The following is a 16,876-nucleotide window of genomic DNA, read 5'->3' as shown; positions in this document are numbered from 1 at the left end:
TGGGCCGCTGGTCGGGCGGCGAACCACGCGGCGGTAGCCGCATGTCGGATACTTATCGGTCCCCGAAGATCGTGCGGTGCCAATCCTTCGCGGCGACCGCGGTGTTGTCGAACATCACGTGCTTGACCTGCGTGTACTCCTCGAAGGAGTAGGCCGACATGTCCTTTCCGTAACCGGATGCCTTGGTGCCGCCGTGGGGCATCTCGCTGATGATCGGGATGTGGTCGTTGACCCACACACATCCCGCCTTGATCTCCCGCGTGGCGCGGTTGGCCCGGTAGACGTCACGGCTCCACGCGGAGGCGGCGAGGCCGTAAGGGGTGTCGTTGGCGAGCCGGATGCCCTCGTCGTCGCCGTCGAAGGGCAGGGCCACCAGGACCGGACCGAAGATCTCCGACTGCACGACCTCGCTGTCCTGCGCGGCGCCGATGATCAGGGTGGGACGGTAGTATGCGCCGTTCTTGAGCTCTCCACCAGGGGCTTCGCCTCCGGTGACGACGGTGGCGTAGTCGCGGGCGCGCTCGACGAAGCCGGCGACGCTGTCGCGGTGGCGGTGGCTGACGAGCGGTCCGAGGTCGGTGCCGGGCGCGAAGGGATCGCCGACGCGGACGCTCTCCATGAGCTCGGCGACCCGGGCGACGAAGGCGTCGAAGAGCGGGCGCTGGACGTACGCGCGCGTGGCGGCGGTGCAGTCCTGGCCGCTGTTGATGAGGGAGGCGGCGACGGCGCCCTGGGCGGCGGCCTCCAGGTCGGCGTCGTCGAAGACGAGGAACGGGGCCTTGCCGCCGAGTTCGAGGTGGAGCCGCTTCACGGTGGCGGTGGCGACCTCGGCGACCCGCTTGCCGACCGGGGTGGAGCCGGTGAAGGAGGTCATGACGACGTCCGGGTGGCCGACGAGGTGCTCGCCGACGATCCGGCCGGAGCCGCTGACGATGTTGATGACGCCGTCGGGGATGCCGGCCTCCTTCGCCGCCTGCGCGAACATCAGCGAGGTCAGCGGGGTCAGCTCGGCGGGCTTCAGGACGATCGTGTTGCCGGCGGCGATCGCCGGGAGGATCTTCCAGGCGGCCATCTGGAGCGGATAGTTCCAGGGGGCGATGGAGCCGACGACGCCGATCGGCTCGCGCCGGATGTACGAGGTGTGGTCGCCGGTGTACTCGGCGGCCGACTGGCCCTGGAGGTGGCGGGCGGCCCCCGCGAAGAAGGCCGTGTTGTCGATCGTGCCCGGCACGTCGAACTCGGTGGTGAGCTTGAGCGGCTTGCCGCACTGGAGGGACTCCACCTTGGCGATGTCCTCGGCCCAGTCGGACAGCACGCCGGCGAGGCGGTGCAGCGCGTCGGAGCGCTCGCCGGGGGTGGCGCCCGCCCAGCCGGGGAAGGCGGCCTTGGCGGCGGCCACGGCCTCGTCCACGTCGGCGGTGGAGGCGAGCCTGTAGGTGTAGACGCTCTCGCCCGTCGCCGGGTCGATCACGCTGTGTTCCTGACCCGAGGTTCCGGCACGGAGCCTTCCGCCGATGTACTGCGCGCCGTCCGCGAAGCGGTCGGTCACCTGGAAGCGGTTGGTCATGACGCTCTCCGTTGTCCCAGCTCGATTTGAGTGCCGATCCTGACATGGGGGCAGTAGTCCAACAAGTGATTCCGTTGTTGCCTTTTGGTTACGCGACGGAATCGGTCGACCATGTGTCGAGGCGGCCGGAAAATCTCCGTACGGAATGTCTGTGGTGGCTGCCAGACTCGCATGTATGACCAAGATCGAAGAGCTGACGCAGCAGGTCACCAGGGGTGACCGAGTGAAGTGGCTGCATTTCTGGGGGCACCGTCCGCACCCCGACGGACGCCTGTCGGCGAGCTGTCTCAGCCAGTGGTGGCCGGCGCCCTTCACGGTCGACGGAGCGGCCTACGCGACCGCCGAGCACTGGATGATGGCCGCCAAGGCCCGCCTCTTCCAGGACGCCGACGCCGAGCGGGCCGCGCTGACCGCCCGTACCCCCGCGGAGGCCAAGAAGGCGGGCCGGCTCGTACGCGGCTTCGACGACGCGGTCTGGGAGCGGGAGCGCTTCGGGATCGTCGTCGAGGGCAGCGTCCACAAGTTCTCCTCGGACGAGGCCCTGCGCGCGTACCTCGTGGGCACGGGCGAGCGCGTCCTGGTGGAGGCCAGCCCGCTGGACCGCGTCTGGGGCATCGGGCTCGCCGCCGACGACCCCCGCGCCCACGACCCGGCCCGCTGGCGCGGCCTCAACCTGCTGGGCTTCGCCCTGATGGAGGCGCGGGAGCGGCTGCGGGCGGCGTGAGCACGTTCCGCGTGAACACGTTGCGCGTGAGCGCGCGAAGGGCCCCGCACCTCCTCGGGGGGAGGTGCGGGGCCCTTCGACGTCCTGTGGCGCTCAGCGAGGGGCGCTGAAGGACGTCTCGCTCACACCCCAGGGGTCCTCGCCCGTCTTGCTCCACTCGTCCGCGTGCGTGACGAGGAAAGCGATGAGCGCGATGCCCGCGATGCCGAGGGCGATGCCGATGGACCCGAGGGTGATGCCGGCGATGGCCTGCCCCCGGTTGCTCGCCTCGCCCCGCAGGTGCCGCTTGCGGCCCACGATCCCGAGGGCCAGTGCGATCCCGCCCAGGATCAGGCCGAGGATGCCGTACGAACAGAAGGCGAGCGCGACGGCGAGGATGCCCAGCACCATCGACGCCGTGCCCATCCCGTTGTTCTGCGGCTGCCCGCCGAGCACGCCGTATCCGGGGTACCCGGGGTAGCCGTACCCCGAGGTGGCCGGGGGCGTCGGCGACGCCGGCGGGTAGCCGTAGGCGCCGGCCGGCGGTGCGGCCGTCGGGTAGCCGTACCCGGGCGTGGTCGCCGGGCCGCCGGGGGCGACCGGCGGTGGCGGGACGTCGCTCCCCGGAGCACCCGGAGCGCCCGGAGTACCCGGGGCTCCCGGCGCGGCCGGGAAGGACGTCATGGTCGGCTGGTCGTGCACCGGCGAGGGCGACGGCGTCGCCGGCTTGCTCAGTTCCACCCCGTCGCGGTTCGGCGGAGCCCACGGGTCCGTCGGGTCGTACCCGCCCGGCTGCTGGTCTCGATTGTCAGACATGGGCCTCCCCCATCATGGTCACGCCATGCTAAGGCCTCGCCCTGCGGGGGAATCGCCCGGCCTACGATGACCGGATGACCGATCTCCACCCCTTCATCGCGGGGCTCCCCAAGGCCGAACTGCACGTCCACCACGTGGGCTCCGCCTCTCCCCGGATCGTGGCCGAGCTCGCGGCCCGGCACCCGGACTCCAAGGTCCCCACGGACCCGGAGGCGCTCACCGACTACTTCACGTTCACGGACTTCGCGCACTTCATCGACGTCTACCTGTCGGTCGTCGACCTGGTCCGCACCCCCGAGGACGTCCGGCTGCTGACCTTCGAGGTCGCCCGGGACATGGCCCGGCAGAACATCCGTTACGCCGAGCTGACCATCACCCCCTACTCCTCCACCCGTCGCGGCATCGACGAGCGCGCCTTCATGGCGGCGATCGAGGACGCCCGCAAGGCGGCCGAGGCCGAGTTCGGCACGATCCTGCGCTGGTGCTTCGACATCCCGGGCGAGGCCGGCCTCGTCTCCGCCGAGGAGACCGCGCGGCTCGCGACCACCGACGGGCTGCGCCCGGAGGGCCTGGTCTCCTTCGGCCTCGGCGGCCCGGAGATCGGCGTGCCGCGCCCGCAGTTCAAGCCGTACTTCGACCAGGCCCGCGCGGCCGGCCTGCACTCGGTCCCGCACGCGGGCGAGACGACCGGCCCGGAGACCGTCTGGGACGCGATCCGCGAGCTGGGCGCCGAGCGCATCGGCCACGGCACCAGTTCCGTCCAGGACCCCGAGCTCCTCGCGTACCTCGCCGAGCACCGGATCGCCCTGGAGGTCTGCCCGACGTCGAACATCGCGACCCGGGCCGTCGCCACCCTGGAGGAGCACCCGATCCGGCAGATGGTCGACGCCGGGGTCCTCGTCACGATCAACAGCGACGACCCGCCGATGTTCGGCACGGACCTCAACAACGAGTACGCCGTCGCCGCGCGTCTCCTGGGTCTCGACGAGCGCGGTGTCGCCGCCCTCGCCAAGAACGCGGTGGAGGCCTCCTTCCTCGACGCGGCCGGCAAGGCCAGGATCGCCGCCGAGATCGACACGTACACGAACGACTGGCTGGCGCGCTGACGCCACCGGGAAGCCGGTGCCGACGAGAATGGGGCCATGCGCCCTGTGACTGTCGTAGCCCATCGCGGCGACCCGTACCGCGTCCGTGAGAACACGCTCCCCTCGATCGCCTCGGCGATCGAGCGGGGGGCGGACGCGGTCGAGATCGACGTCCGGCTGACGGCGGACGGGGTGCCCGTCCTCCTCCACGACGACACCCTGAAGCGCCTGTGGGGCCACGACCGGCCGCTCTCCGGCCTCTCGCACGAGCTGCTGCGCGAGCTCACCTTCGACGGGGTGCCGACCCTGCGGGAGGCGCTGATCGCCGCCGGGGACCACCCGCTGATGCTGGACCTGCCGGGCGGGAACGAGGACTCGGTCCGCGCGATCGTCCGTACGGTCCGCGAGTGCGGTGCCGGGGAGCGCGTCTCCTACTGCGCGGGCGCCGTGGCGATGCTCCAGGTGCGGGCCGCCGACCCGGCCGCCGAGATCGCCCTCACGTGGACCTCCCTCGCCCCGCCCCGGCGCGTCCTCCTCGACGCCGTGCGGCCGAAGTTCCTCAACTACCGTTTCGGCCTGGTGAGTCGGGAGCTGACCGAGCGCATCCACCGGGACGGACTGCTCGTCTCGGCCTGGACGGCGGACACGAAGCACACCATGCGTAAGCTGATCAAGAACGGGGTCGACTCGATCACCACGAACCGGGTCGACGCACTTGCCGCCGTGCTGCGAAAGGCTCGCGAATGAACGACCGGATCCGCACCGACATCGCCCACAACGCCCGGGTGTGGAACTACTGGCTGGGCGGCAAGGACAACTATCCGGTGGACCGCGCGGTCGGCGACCAGGTCACCGGCTTCTACCCGAGCATCGGCGAAGTGGCACGCGCGGACCGGGCGTTCCTCGGGCGGGCGGTGACGCACCTGGCCGCCGAGGCGGGCGTCCGCCAGTTCCTGGACATCGGTACGGGCCTGCCGACCGCCGACAACACCCACGAGGTGGCGCAGCGGATCGCCCCCGACGCCCGGATCGTCTACGTCGACAACGACCCGATCGTCCTCACGCACGCGCGTGCGCTCCTGACGAGCGCGCCGGAGGGGGTCACGGAGTACGTGGACGCCGACGCCCACGACCCGGAGAAGATCGTGGCGGCGGCCGCCGAGACGCTCGACCTCTCCCGGCCGGTCGCGGTGATAATGCTCGGCCTCCTCAACTTCGTCCTGGACACGGACGAGGCCCGGTCGGTCGTGCGGACCCTGATGGCCGCCGTCCCCCCGGGCAGCCACCTGGTGCTGACCCATCCGACGCTGGAGCCGGAGCTCGGCGGCGAGGGCAACAAGGCCGCGATGGACTTCTGGAACGAGAACGCGACCCCGCCGATCACCGCCCGCACCCGGGAGGAGTTCGCCTCCTTCTTCGACGGCCTCGACCTGCTCGATCCGGGCATCGTCTCCTGCGCGCGCTGGCGCTCCGAGGAGGGTGCCGTGGTGGCACAGTTCGGCGCGGTGGGCCGCAAGCCGTAATGGGCATACGGGGGATGCGGGAGCTGCGCACCTGGGGGGCCGCCCATCCGTGGGCGGTGGACATCGGCCTCGCCCTCGTCGTGCAGGCGGCGATGACGATGCCGTTCGTGGTGCCGCGCGGGCCCGAGCTCGAACCGGCGACCTGGCCGGCGTACGGTCTGACGACGCTCACCGTGGTGCCGCTGGTGTGGCGGCGGCGCGCGCCGATGGCGGTGCTGCTCGCGATCCTGGCGACGAGCGCCCTGTACAAGCTGGCCGTCGAGGGGCCGGGGCAGCCGCTGCCGTACACGGGTCTGGTGAGCGTCTACACGATCGCGGTGCTCGCACCGCCGTGGCAGCGGATCGTGACGGCGGGGCTCCTGGTGGTCGCGGTGCCGGCCTCGGTGTGGCTCAACACCCAGTCGGCGCGCGAACTGACCTTCTCCCTCTTCGTGTTCGGCGCCGCCTATGTCTTCGGGCGGCTCACGGACGCCCGGCAGCGGGCCCAGCGGGTGGAGGCCGAGCAGGCGGCGACTCGCGAACGGGCCAGGATCGCCCGGGAGATGCACGACATCCTGTCGCACGCGGTGAGCCTGATGGTCGTGCAGGCGGAGGCGGGCCCGGTCGCGGTACGGGCGGCGCCCGAGCGTGCGGAGGCGGCGTTCGAGGCGATCTCGGAGACGGGCCGTGAGGCGATGGTCCAGCTGCGGCAGATGCTGGGGCTCCTTCGCGAGGGCGGTGAGACGGCGGCCCCGCGGGAGCCGCAGCCGGACCTCGCGGACCTCCCCGCACTCCTGGACCGGGTGCGGGCCGGCGGTCTGACCGTCGGGTACGCGACGGAGGGCGGGGTACGGGCGCTGCCCGCGGCGACCGGCGCGAGCGTCTACCGGATCGTGCAGGAGGCGCTGACGAACGTGGTGAAGCACGCGCGGGCCCGCACGGTCGACGTCCGGCTCGCCCACGCCGACGGCGTCCTGCGGGTCACGGTGACCGACGACGGACGCGGCCCGCAGGGCGGCCCGGGCGGGCACGGTCTGGTGGGCGTCCGGGAGCGGGCCGCCGCGCACGGCGGGACGGCGGAGACGGGCGCCGGCCCGGGCGGCCGGGGTTTCGAGGTGCGGGTCCTGCTGCCCGTACGGGAGGGAGAGGGATGACGATCCGGGTGGTGGTCGCGGACGACCAGGAACTGGTCCGCAGCGGCTTCGCGATGATCCTGGACGCGCAGCCGGACATCGAGGTGGTGGCGGAGGCCGGGGACGGGACGGAGGCCGTCGAGGCGGTGCGCCGGCTCGCGCCGGACGTGGCACTCCTTGACATCCGGATGCCCCGGACGGACGGCATCGAGGCCTGCCGGGCGATCAGCGCGGAGTCCGGCTGCCGGACGGTGATGCTGACGACCTTCGACACCGACGCGTACGTGTACGAGGCGCTGCACGCGGGCGCGAGCGGCTTCCTCCTCAAGGACGTGCGGCGGGACGACCTGGTGCACGCGGTACGGGTGGTGGCGGCGGGCGACTCGCTGCTCGCGCCGTCCGTGGCGCGGCGGCTGGTGGAGCAGTACACGGCGGGCGGCCCGCGCAGGACCGACCCGCGCCTCGACGTCCTCACCGGCCGGGAGCGCGAGACGCTGCTGCTGCTCGCCCGGGGCCTGTCGAACGCGGAGATCGCGGCGGAGCTGGTGGTCAGCGACCACACGGTGAAGACGCACGTGGGGAACGTGCTGGCCAAGCTGGGGCTGCGGGACCGGATCCAGGCGGTGATCTGCGCGTACGAGACGGGCCTGGTCGCGGCGGGCTCTCCCCCGCCCGGGGGAGGCGCGGGGCCGGCTTCCTCCCCCGCGCCGGGGAGGAACTGACCCGCCGAAGACCGCCGGTGCGGGCGATCCGTGGATCGCCGCAGGTCAGCAGGATGGAGCAATCGAGAACAACGGCTCACACCAACGGAGTTGACCATGAGGAAGACCACCGCCCGCACCCTGCTCGCCGCCGCCCTGGTCCTGGGCGTGGCGGCCGGCCCGGCGCTCACCCCCGCCTTCGCCGACACTCCCCCGACGGCGGCCCGGTCGGCGACCCAGGCGTCGAGCCCCGACCTGAGCGCGGTGATCGCAGGACTCCCCCGGGCCGACGCGACGGCCGCGCTCGTCCGGGTCGGCGGCAGCGAGGGCTCCTGGCAGGGCAGCGCCGGCGTGCACGACCTGGAGACGAACGCCCCGGCGGACCCGGCCGCCCGCTTCCGGGCCGGTTCGGTGACGAAGGTGTTCACGGCGGCGACCGTCCTCCAGCTCGCCGCCGAGGGCCGGATCGACCTGGACCGGACGGCCCGCTCGTACCTCCCGGACCTGATCCCCGGCCGGTACGCCACGGTGACCGTGCGGCAGCTCCTGAACCACACCCACGGCATCCCGGCCGCGGACATGCCCGGGGAGACGGTCGAGGAGTGGTACGCGAACCGTTTCGACGTCCACACCCCGGAGGAGCTGGTCCGCTCGGCGACGGCGCAGCCGCGCGAGTTCGCGCCGGGCACGAAGCAGCACTACCTGAACATCGGGTACACGATCGCCGGCCTGATCGTGGAGCGGGTCACGGGCGACTCGTACGAGCACCAGGTGGAGCGGCGGATCCTGCGGCCGCTCGGCCTGCGGAACACGTACTTCCCGCGCGGGGCGGCCGAGATCACCGGACCGTACAACCACGGCTACCAGACGATGGGGCTCGACGACGGCACGACGGGCCTGCGGGACGTCTCGGAGTGGGGGACGTCGGAGGCCTGGGCCGCCGGGGACCTCGTCTCGACCACCGCCGACCTGGAGCACTTCACGAAGGCCCTGTTCAAGGGCCGTGTGGTGCGCGGTCCGCTCCTGGAGGAGATGTTCACGCTCCCGAAGGTCCCCGACTTCCCGTCGGGCGACCCGGCCGCGTTCTCCGTCGGCCTGTCGATGAAGAAGCTCGGCGGCCGCGAGGTGTGGGGCAAGACCGGTGGCCGCTGGGGCTACAACACGGCCATCGCCTCGACCCGCGACGGCGCCCGCACCCTCGTCTACAGCGTCAACGCCACCGACGCGAAGGGCCAGGACATGAACAAGACGGCCCTGCGCCTGATGGTGGCGGCCTACGGCCTGCCGGAGTGAGCGTCTTCCAGCTGCTTGATCTTCCGGCGTACGTGGAGCAGCGGCAGGATGCCGATGACGCCGAAGGACATGTCGACGACCGACCACCAGAAGGGGATGTCCCGGATCGGTCCGCAGATCAGGGCCAGTGGGATTATACCGGCGCAGGCGATCATGCCGAACTCGACGACCCAGATGTTGCGGACCGGATCGCGGTACGGGCCGTAGAAGGCGACCGCGATGACGAGGTGGGCGAAGGCCAGCCAGTCGGTGCCGTAGAGCAGGTACGGGGCCTGCTCGTCGGCGGCGCGGACGCCGCCCTCCACGCGGTCGATCCACTCCGCGAGTCCCGGGAAGAGGTCGGCGACGGGGGACGCCCAGCCGTCCAAGGAGGCGTCGAGGAGCCGGAGTTCGGTGACGAGCGGGAAGGCGGTGGCCCCGCTCAGGACCAGGCAGACGACGAAGACGATCAGCCAGACGCGGATGTGCGTGAGAAGGGCTCTCGGCCCGTTCGTGTCGCTCATGGGGACAACGTACACCCCTCTTGAACGTGTTCAGAAAAGAGGGGTGGCTGTTTTTGAGCGCGTTCAGAAGCGGGCGGCGACCTTCCGCCCCACGGCGTGCGAGACCACCGTCGCCCCCGCCGCCACCGCGAGCCCCGCCACCACTCCCCCGGGCCGGACCGGCAGCAGCACCCCCGCCTTCCGCAGCCGGCCGCGGGCCCACAGGGCGAAGGGGATGACGACGAGCGGCGAGGTGGGCGCGCCGGGGGTCGCGTCCCGTACGGCGGCGGCCTGCGCGAGATGGACGAGCCCGTGCAGCCCGAAGCCGGTCAACGCGCCCTGGTAGAAGGCGGACCGGCCGCCGGAACGGGCACCCGCCGCGGCGGCCGAGGCGACGATCACCGCCATCACCCCGACGGCGGCGGCGAATTCGCGCTCGTCGACCTTCTCCATCGCCCGCCACACCGCCTCCGGCACCCCGGGGAAGCGCTCGCGCAGCCCCGGCAGGTTCTCCCGGATCCAGCGCGGCCCGCGCACCAGTTCCTCGGCGTCGTGCACGGCCCAGGCGAGGAACAGGCCGTAGGTGACGAGGGGGTTCACATGCGAAGTGGTCACGCTCCGCCCAACTCACAGCCCGACGATCGAGTTCCACCTCTTCGCGAACTCCTGGCGCTCCTCGGCGGTGATGTCCCGGGCGATGGCCAGCCGGCTCCGCATGTCGGCGTCCGGGAAGATCAGCGGGTCCTCGGCGAGCGCGACGAGCTCCTCGTCGCCGGAGTTCGCCAGGACGGCCTGGGCGGCGGGCACCGGGCAGACGTAGTTGACCCAGGCGGCGAGTTCGGCGGCGACCTCGGGCTCGTAGTAGTAGTCGACGAGCTTCTCGGCGTTGGTCTTGTGCTGGGCGAGGTTGGGGACCATGAGGGACTCCGCCCACAGTTCGGCGCCCTCCTCGGGGACGACGAACTCGATGTCCGGGTTGTCGGCCTGGAGCTGGATGACGTCGCCGGAGTACGCCTGGCAGGCGAGGACGTCGCCGGTGGACAGGTCCTTGATGTAGTCGTTGCCGGTGAAGCGCCGGATGTGCTTGGTCCGGACGAGCCCCTCGATCTGCTCGCACAGGGCGTGGAAGTCGTCGCCGGTCCACTGGGCGACGTCGACGCCGTTGCCCATCAGGAGCAGCGCCATGGACTCGTCGAGGCCGGAGAGCAGGGTGACCTTGCCGCGCAGGTCGTCGGCCCACAGCTCCTTGGTGGAGCGCAGTTCCCGGCCGAGCTTCTTGCGGTTGTACGCGATGCCGGTGATCCCGGACTGCCAGGGCACGCTGTGCAGCCGGCCGGGGTCGAAGGCGGGCTCGCGCAGCTGGGGGTTGAGGTTCTTCGCGACGTTCGGCTGGGCGGCGCGGTCCATCTCCTGGACCCAGCCGAGGCGGACGAAGCGGGCGGCCATCCAGTCGCTGACGACGATCAGATCGCGGCCGGTCTCCTGGTGGTTCATCAGGGACGGGCTGATCTTCCCGAAGAACTCGTCGTTGTCGTTGATCTCCTCGGTGTACCGGACGGAGATCCCGGTCCGCTTCCGGAAGGCGTCCAGGGTGGGCCGCTTCGAGGTGTCGTCGTCATCGGTGTCGATGTACAGCGGCCAGTTGGCGAATTCGAGCCTCCGGTCGCGCGCCGAGAGGTCCCGGCCGGCCCGGTCCCGCTCGTCGACGTAGGCGGCGGGGACCCCGCACCCGGCGAGCAGGGTCGCGGCCCCGGCACCGCCGATGCCGCGGAGGAGGGACCGGCGGGACATGTGTTTCCTGGCTGTCGCTCTCACCCGAGCAGCATCCCGGCCCGCCACCACCTGCGGCAATGGACGGTCCGTCGAGCGACGGCGCACGGCCCCGACACCCTGTCGATCAAGGGTGCCGGGGCCGCGCGGGGTCCTGCCGGGGCTCAGCCCAGGGAGGTCATGACGTGCTTGATGCGCGTGTAGTCCTCGAAGCCGTAGGAGGAGAGGTCCTTGCCGTAGCCGGACTTCTTGTAACCGCCGTGGGGCATCTCGGCGACCAGCGGGATGTGGGTGTTGATCCACACACAGCCGAAGTCGAGGGACTTGGACATGCGCATCGCGCGCGCGTGGTCCTTGGTCCAGACGGAGGAGGCGAGGGCGTACTCGACGCCGTTCGCGAACTCCAGGGCCTGCGCCTCGTCCGTGAAGGACTGGACGGTGATGACCGGGCCGAAGACCTCGTTCTGGACGATCTCGTCGTCCTGCTTGAGGCCGGAGACGACGGTCGGGGCGTAGAAGTAGCCCTTGTCGCCGACGCGGTGACCGCCGGCCTCGACCTTGGCGTGGGCCGGGAGGCGCTCGATGAAGCCGGCGACCTGCTTCAGCTGGTTGGCGTTGTTGAGCGGGCCGTAGAGCACGTCCTCGTCGTCCGGCTGGCCGGTCTTCGTCTCGGCGGCGGCCTTGGCGAGGGCGGCGACGAACTCGTCGTGGATGGACTCGTGCACGAGGACACGGGTCGCGGCCGTACAGTCCTGGCCGGCGTTGAAGAAGCCCGCGACCGAGATGTCGCCGACGGCGGCCTCGATGTCGGTGTCCTCGAAGACGACGACCGGGGCCTTGCCGCCCAGCTCCAGGTGGACGCGCTTGACGTCCTTGGCCGCCGACTCGGCGACCTGCATGCCGGCGCGGACCGAGCCGGTGATGGAGGCCATCGCCGGGGTCGGGTGCTCGACCATGGCCTTGCCCGTCTCGCGGTCGCCGCAGACGACGTTGAAGACGCCCTTGGGGACGATCTGGCCGATGATCTCGGCCATCAGGACGGTCGACGCGGGGGTCGTGTCCGAGGGCTTGAGGACGACGGTGTTGCCCGCGGCGAGCGCCGGGGCGAACTTCCACACGGCCATCATCATCGGGTAGTTCCACGGCGCGACCTGGGCGCAGACGCCGACCGGCTCGCGGCGGATGATGGAGGTCATGCCCTCCATGTACTCGCCGGCGGACTTGCCCTCGAGCATCCGGGCGGCACCCGCGAAGAAGCGGATCTGGTCCACCATCGGCGGGATCTCCTCGCTCGCGGTGAGGGCGACCGGCTTGCCGGTGTTCTCGACCTCGGCGGCGATGAGCTCCTCGGCCCTCTCCTCGAAGGCGTCGGCGATCTTGAGGAGCACCTTCTGGCGCTCGGACGGCGTGCTGTCACGCCAGGCGGGGAAGGCGGCCGCGGCGGCCTCCATGGCCGCGTCGACGTCGGCCTGCCCGGAGAGCGGGGAGGTGGCGTACACCTCGCCGGTGGCCGGGTTGACCACCTCGATGGTGCGGCCGTCGGCCGCGTCGCGGAACTCCCCGTTGATGTAGTTACGCAGCCGGCGCAGCTCGGTGGTCACTTGCCACCCCTCCTGTCACGTTCTGTCTTCGCACATCCTTGTGCGGCGTCCCGGTTGGGCGAGACACCTCAGCCTAATCGCTCGACAGACGCTTTCAACAGCCCCGACCCCCCGCAACTTCGGATTCAGCATGATCAGGAGCCCTTCACAACGAATTTCATCGCTCCGGGCTTGCACGACGGACAATCTCGGTGCACAGTGAAGTCGTGGCAAGTCAAAGCAACCACTCAAGAACCGGAACCGGTTCGTCCCCGACGATCGATGCCGTCTCCCTGGCGATCATCGAACAGCTCCAGCAGGACGGACGCCGTCCCTACGCGGCGATCGGAAAGGCCGTCGGCCTCTCCGAAGCAGCCGTGAGGCAGCGCGTCCAGAAGCTGCTCGACCAGGGCGTCATGCAGATCGTCGCCGTCACCGACCCGCTCACCGTGGGATTCCGGCGGCAGGCGATGGTCGGCATCAACGTCGAGGGTGACCTGGATCCGGTCGCGGACGCGCTGACGGCCATGGCTGAATGCGAGTACGTGGTGATGACCGCGGGCTCCTTCGACCTCATGGTGGAGATCGTCTGTGAGGACGACGATCACCTGCTGGATGTGATCAACAAGCGCATCCGCACCCTCCCCGGCGTGCGCTCCACGGAGAGCTTCGTCTACCTCAAGCTCAAGAAGCAGACCTATATGTGGGGAACTCGATAACCGTGACCCAGGACCTGTCCAAGACCGCGTACGACCACCTGTGGATGCACTTCACCCGCATGTCGTCCTACGAGAACAACCCCGTCCCCACCATCGTGCGTGGTGAGGGCACCTACATCTTCGACGACAAGGGCAAGCGCTACCTCGACGGTCTCGCGGGTCTCTTCGTGGTCAACGCCGGACACGGCCGCCAGGAGCTGGCCGAGGTCGCGTACAAGCAGGCCCAGGAGCTCGCGTTCTTCCCCGTGTGGTCGTACGCGCACCCCAAGGCCGTGGAGCTCGCCGAGCGCCTCGCCGACTACGCCCCGGGCGACCTGAACAAGGTCTTCTTCACCACCGGTGGCGGCGAGGCCGTCGAGACCGCGTGGAAGCTCGCCAAGCAGTACTTCAAGCTGCAGGGCAAGCACACCAAGTACAAGGTCATCTCGCGTGCGGTCGCCTACCACGGCACCCCGCAGGGCGCCCTGTCCATCACCGGTCTGCCGGCCCTGAAGGCCCCCTTCGAGCCGCTGGTCCCCGGCGCGCACAAGGTGCCGAACACCAACATCTACCGCGCCCCGATCCACGGCGACGACCCCGAGGCCTTCGGCCGCTGGGCCGCCGACCAGATCGAGCAGCAGATCCTCTTCGAGGGCCCCGAGACCGTCGCGGCCGTCTTCCTGGAGCCGGTGCAGAACGCCGGTGGCTGCTTCCCGCCGCCGCCCGGCTACTTCCAGCGCGTCCGCGAGATCTGCGACCAGTACGACGTGCTGCTCGTCTCCGACGAGACGATCTGCGCCTTCGGCCGCCTCGGCACGATGTTCGCCTGTGACAAGTTCGGCTACGTGCCGGACATGATCACCTGCGCCAAGGGCATGACCTCGGGCTACTCCCCGATCGGTGCCTGCATCGTCTCGGACCGCATCGCCGAGCCGTTCTACAAGGGCGACAACACCTTCCTGCACGGCTACACCTTCGGTGGCCACCCGGTGTCCTCGGCGGTCGCGATCGCCAACCTCGACATCTTCGACAAGGAAGGCCTCAACCAGCACGTGCTGGACAACGAGGGCGCCTTCTACTCGACGCTGTCGAAGCTGCACGACCTCCCGATCGTCGGCGACGTCCGCGGCAACGGCTTCTTCTACGGCATCGAGCTCGTCAAGGACAAGGCCACCAAGGAGTCCTTCAACGACGAGGAGGTGGAGCGCGTCCTGTACGGCTTCCTCTCCAAGGCGCTGTACGACGCCGGCCTGTACTGCCGCGCCGACGACCGTGGCGACCCGGTCATCCAGCTGGCCCCGCCGCTGATCGCCGACCAGGGCACCTTCGACGAGATCGAGGGCATCCTGCGCAACGTGCTCACCGAGGCGTGGACCAAGCTGTAGGAACCAGGCTGTAAGAGCCGAGCTGTAAGGACCGAACCACGGCGGTCCTCCCAGCATCACGCCGCCCTCACGGCGTGACCCCACGGCCCGGGCATGCCGCCATCCGAGTGGATGGCGGCCGCCCGGGCCGTGTGCTGTCCGTACAACCGGATCTGAATCCTTACGGTGCCGAGTGACCGACAGGCCCGTCCCTTCGTTCCCCCGGGCGGGGGAAGGCGAGTATCGGATCCGACATCGAGGTGTACGCGATGGCCCCACCGGACAACGACGTGCTCTGGGCGCGTTCCCTGCACTGCTCCCTGGGCGGTTCGGACGCCCTCAGCGGCGTCTCCCTCGGCGTCCGCGAAGGAGAGATCCTCGCCGTCGTCGGCCCCCGCGGCAGCGGCAAGACCACCCTCCTGCGCTGTCTCTCCGGCCAGCTCGTCGCCCAGCAGGGCGAGGTCTGGTTCAACAGCGCCCCCGTGCACACCCTGGCCCCCGCCCAGCGCGAACGGCTCCGGCGCGACCGCTTCGGCTGGATCGACCCCGAGCCCGGCCTCGTCCCCGAGCTCACCGGCTGGGAGAACACCGCCCTGCCGCTGCTGCTCCGCGGGGTCTCCCACCGGGCCGCGAAGACCGCCGCCACCGAGTGGCTGGAGCGGCTCGACATCGGCGGCTGCGCCCGCAAACGTCCGCACGCCCTCACCCAGTCCCAGCGCCAGCGGATCGCGATCGCCCGCGCCCTGGTCACCACCCCGTCGGTCCTCTTCGCCGACGAACCCACCGCGACCCTGCACCGGGCCGACGGCGCGCAGGTCCTGCGCACCCTGACGGCCGCGGCCCGCTCGCACGGCATCACCGTGCTCCTCGCCACCCACGACGGCGAGGTCGCGGCGCTCGCCGACCGCACGGTTCCCCTGCTCGACGGACGCCGGGCCGGCACCGTACCCCCGACGTCAGGGGCGGAGGGCGTCGCCGCGTGCTCGCTCTCCGTCTAGCCCGCGGGACCCACCCCCTCGTCCTGACGCGCCGGCTCCTCGTGGCCGCCGCGGCCGCGGGGGTGGGCTTCCTCCTGCTCTGCACCCTCGGATACGCCGTCGGGCACCCGGAACGGTCCTCGGCCTCCGTGCTGCGGCTCCTCTGGTGCGTCCTGCCGCTCGCCGCCACCGTGCAGTTCGCCGTCGCGGTGGCCCGCACCGACCCCAGCACCCGGCCGCGCCCCGGGCTCTCCGCCGTCGGCCTCGGCCCCGCCCGGCTCACCGCGATCGCCGCCGCCTCGACGGCCGTCGCCTGCACGCTCGGCTCCCTGGTCGCCCTCCTGTTCTACCTGCACCTGCGCGGCGACATCACGGGCCTGCCCTTCGACGGGGCGGCCGCCGGGCTCCTCGCCGCCGACCAGCCGGTCCCGCTCGCGGCCGCCCTCACGCTGCTCGCCGTCCTGCCGGTCGTCGCCGCCACGGCGGCCGGTCTGGCGCTGCGCCCCCGCACCGCGCCCGCCGCACCGGAGGGCGCCGAGAAGACGATGCCGTCCGGGCTGCCCTGGGGCGTCGCCCTCGTCGCGGTCGGCCTCGCGATCGAGACGTACGCGGCGCAGAGCGACTCCCGGAGCGGCCTCCCGCTGCCGGGCGGCTTCGACGGCAACCCGGCGGGCGTCCTCGCCGGCTGGGTCCTCACCGCCGTGGGCCTCGCCCTGGCGGGCCCGGGCCTCACCCACGGCTGCGGCCGGCTCCTCCAGGCCGTCCGGCCGGGCGCCACCCGGCTGCTCGCGGGCCGCGTCCTGATGGACGAGTCCCGCCGCATCGGCCGGCCGCTCGGCGTGGTCAGCGCGGTGATCTCCGGAACGCTCGCGGCGGCCGCGCTGTACGACGCGGACGCGGGCTCCGACGCCTTCGGCCCGCTCACCGGCCTCGGCGCGGCCCTCATCCTGGCCTGCACCACCGCCACCCTCCTGACCGCCGCGCTGGAATCCCGGCAGGGCCGCGCCCACACCACCGAGGCCCTCCTCCGCATCGGCGCCCCGCCCACGGTCCTGCGCACGGCGGCCCTGCTGCGCGCGGGCGCACTGCTCGTCGTCTTCGCACCGCTGACCTGGGCGGTGGCGGAACTGGCGGCCCTGCCGCTGACCGGCTGAGCGACCCGCACGAAGGGGCGGCCGCCGAACAGACCGGACCAGGGGGCAGCC

Annotated in this window: 17 protein-coding genes; 11 read left to right on the top strand and 6 right to left on the bottom strand. The window is 71.4% G+C overall.

The window, feature by feature from the left end:
• Positions 1 to 52: 52 nt before the first annotated feature.
• Complete coding sequence (locus SVTN_RS27395; protein WP_041131495.1) at positions 53 to 1,567, bottom strand: gamma-aminobutyraldehyde dehydrogenase; 1,515 nt, start codon at positions 1,565 to 1,567, stop codon at positions 53 to 55.
• 175 nt (positions 1,568 to 1,742) lie between these two features.
• On the opposite strand from SVTN_RS27395, the gene SVTN_RS27390 reads away from it, so the two are divergent.
• Positions 1,743 to 2,291, top strand: coding sequence for a riboflavin biosynthesis intermediates N-glycosidase (locus tag SVTN_RS27390; RefSeq protein WP_041131494.1), 549 nt, complete (start codon positions 1,743 to 1,745; stop codon positions 2,289 to 2,291).
• A 93-nt stretch (positions 2,292 to 2,384) separates the two neighbouring features.
• Here the strand turns inward: SVTN_RS27390 and SVTN_RS27385 are convergent, their stop codons facing one another.
• Positions 2,385 to 3,086 (bottom strand): DUF4190 domain-containing protein, encoded by a 702-nt coding sequence (locus SVTN_RS27385; protein ID WP_041131493.1) that lies wholly within the window; start codon positions 3,084 to 3,086, stop codon positions 2,385 to 2,387.
• Between the two features lie 74 nt (positions 3,087 to 3,160).
• On the opposite strand from SVTN_RS27385, the gene SVTN_RS27380 reads away from it, so the two are divergent.
• The 6 genes from SVTN_RS27380 (at position 3,161) to SVTN_RS27355 (ending at position 8,800) form a co-directional block, all read left to right on the top strand.
• Entirely contained in the window at positions 3,161 to 4,192 is a 1,032-nt protein-coding gene (locus tag SVTN_RS27380) for an adenosine deaminase (protein WP_041131492.1), read from the top strand.
• A 36-nt stretch (positions 4,193 to 4,228) separates the two neighbouring features.
• On the top strand, positions 4,229 to 4,918 hold the full coding sequence (locus SVTN_RS27375; protein WP_041131491.1) for a glycerophosphodiester phosphodiesterase: 690 nt from the start codon (positions 4,229 to 4,231) through the stop codon (positions 4,916 to 4,918).
• The gene (locus SVTN_RS27370; protein ID WP_041131490.1) at positions 4,915 to 5,694 is read left to right on the top strand and encodes an SAM-dependent methyltransferase; all 780 of its coding nucleotides are present in this window, start codon (positions 4,915 to 4,917) and stop codon (positions 5,692 to 5,694) included. Before SVTN_RS27375 ends, SVTN_RS27370 begins: the two co-directional genes overlap by 4 nt.
• 14 nt (positions 5,695 to 5,708) lie before the next feature.
• A complete protein-coding gene (locus tag SVTN_RS27365; RefSeq protein ID WP_041131489.1) occupies positions 5,709 to 6,827 on the top strand; it encodes a sensor histidine kinase in 1,119 nt (372 codons plus the stop codon).
• On the top strand, positions 6,824 to 7,528 hold the full coding sequence (locus SVTN_RS27360; RefSeq protein ID WP_041131488.1) for a response regulator: 705 nt from the start codon (positions 6,824 to 6,826) through the stop codon (positions 7,526 to 7,528). Before SVTN_RS27365 ends, SVTN_RS27360 begins: the two co-directional genes overlap by 4 nt.
• Before the next feature lie 96 nt (positions 7,529 to 7,624).
• Positions 7,625 to 8,800 carry a serine hydrolase domain-containing protein gene (locus tag SVTN_RS27355; RefSeq protein WP_041131487.1) on the top strand — a complete coding sequence of 392 codons (1,176 nt, stop codon included), beginning with the start codon at positions 7,625 to 7,627 and terminating at the stop codon, positions 8,798 to 8,800.
• On the opposite strand, the gene SVTN_RS27350 is transcribed toward SVTN_RS27355, so the two are convergent.
• The 4 genes from SVTN_RS27350 to SVTN_RS27335 form a co-directional block, all read right to left on the bottom strand.
• Positions 8,782 to 9,303, bottom strand: a complete 522-nt coding sequence (locus SVTN_RS27350; RefSeq protein WP_041131486.1) for a hypothetical protein — start codon at positions 9,301 to 9,303, stop codon at positions 8,782 to 8,784. The genes SVTN_RS27355 and SVTN_RS27350 overlap by 19 nt on opposite strands.
• Positions 9,304 to 9,366: 63 nt before the next feature.
• Positions 9,367 to 9,897 carry an HXXEE domain-containing protein gene (locus SVTN_RS27345; RefSeq protein ID WP_041131485.1) on the bottom strand — a complete coding sequence of 177 codons (531 nt, stop codon included), beginning with the start codon at positions 9,895 to 9,897 and terminating at the stop codon, positions 9,367 to 9,369.
• A gap of 12 nt (positions 9,898 to 9,909) precedes the next feature.
• Complete coding sequence (locus SVTN_RS27340; RefSeq protein WP_041131484.1) at positions 9,910 to 11,073, bottom strand: ABC transporter substrate-binding protein; 1,164 nt, start codon at positions 11,071 to 11,073, stop codon at positions 9,910 to 9,912.
• Between the two features lie 143 nt (positions 11,074 to 11,216).
• A complete protein-coding gene (locus tag SVTN_RS27335; RefSeq protein WP_041131483.1) occupies positions 11,217 to 12,653 on the bottom strand; it encodes a gamma-aminobutyraldehyde dehydrogenase in 1,437 nt (478 codons plus the stop codon).
• A gap of 191 nt (positions 12,654 to 12,844) precedes the next feature.
• Between SVTN_RS27335 and SVTN_RS27330 the strand changes: the two genes are divergently transcribed.
• The 4 genes from SVTN_RS27330 (at position 12,845) to SVTN_RS27315 (ending at position 16,825) form a co-directional block, all read left to right on the top strand.
• On the top strand, positions 12,845 to 13,351 hold the full coding sequence (locus SVTN_RS27330; RefSeq protein WP_041131482.1) for an Lrp/AsnC family transcriptional regulator: 507 nt from the start codon (positions 12,845 to 12,847) through the stop codon (positions 13,349 to 13,351).
• Entirely contained in the window at positions 13,336 to 14,715 is a 1,380-nt protein-coding gene (locus SVTN_RS27325) for an aspartate aminotransferase family protein (protein WP_174518292.1), read from the top strand. Before SVTN_RS27330 ends, SVTN_RS27325 begins: the two co-directional genes overlap by 16 nt.
• A 248-nt stretch (positions 14,716 to 14,963) precedes the next feature.
• Positions 14,964 to 15,692: an ABC transporter ATP-binding protein gene (locus SVTN_RS27320; protein WP_041131480.1), complete on the top strand. Its 729-nt coding sequence runs from the start codon at positions 14,964 to 14,966 to the stop codon at positions 15,690 to 15,692.
• On the top strand, positions 15,674 to 16,825 hold the full coding sequence (locus SVTN_RS27315) for a hypothetical protein (RefSeq protein ID WP_041131479.1): 1,152 nt from the start codon (positions 15,674 to 15,676) through the stop codon (positions 16,823 to 16,825). The genes SVTN_RS27320 and SVTN_RS27315 overlap by 19 nt, the downstream gene beginning before the upstream one ends.
• Positions 16,826 to 16,876 lie beyond the last annotated feature (51 nt).

Source organism: Streptomyces vietnamensis, assembly GCF_000830005.1.
Taxonomy (GTDB): domain Bacteria; phylum Actinomycetota; class Actinomycetes; order Streptomycetales; family Streptomycetaceae; genus Streptomyces; species Streptomyces vietnamensis.
The sequence above is the reverse complement of the archived record's forward strand: the minus strand, read 5'-3'. Positions and strand labels throughout refer to the sequence as shown.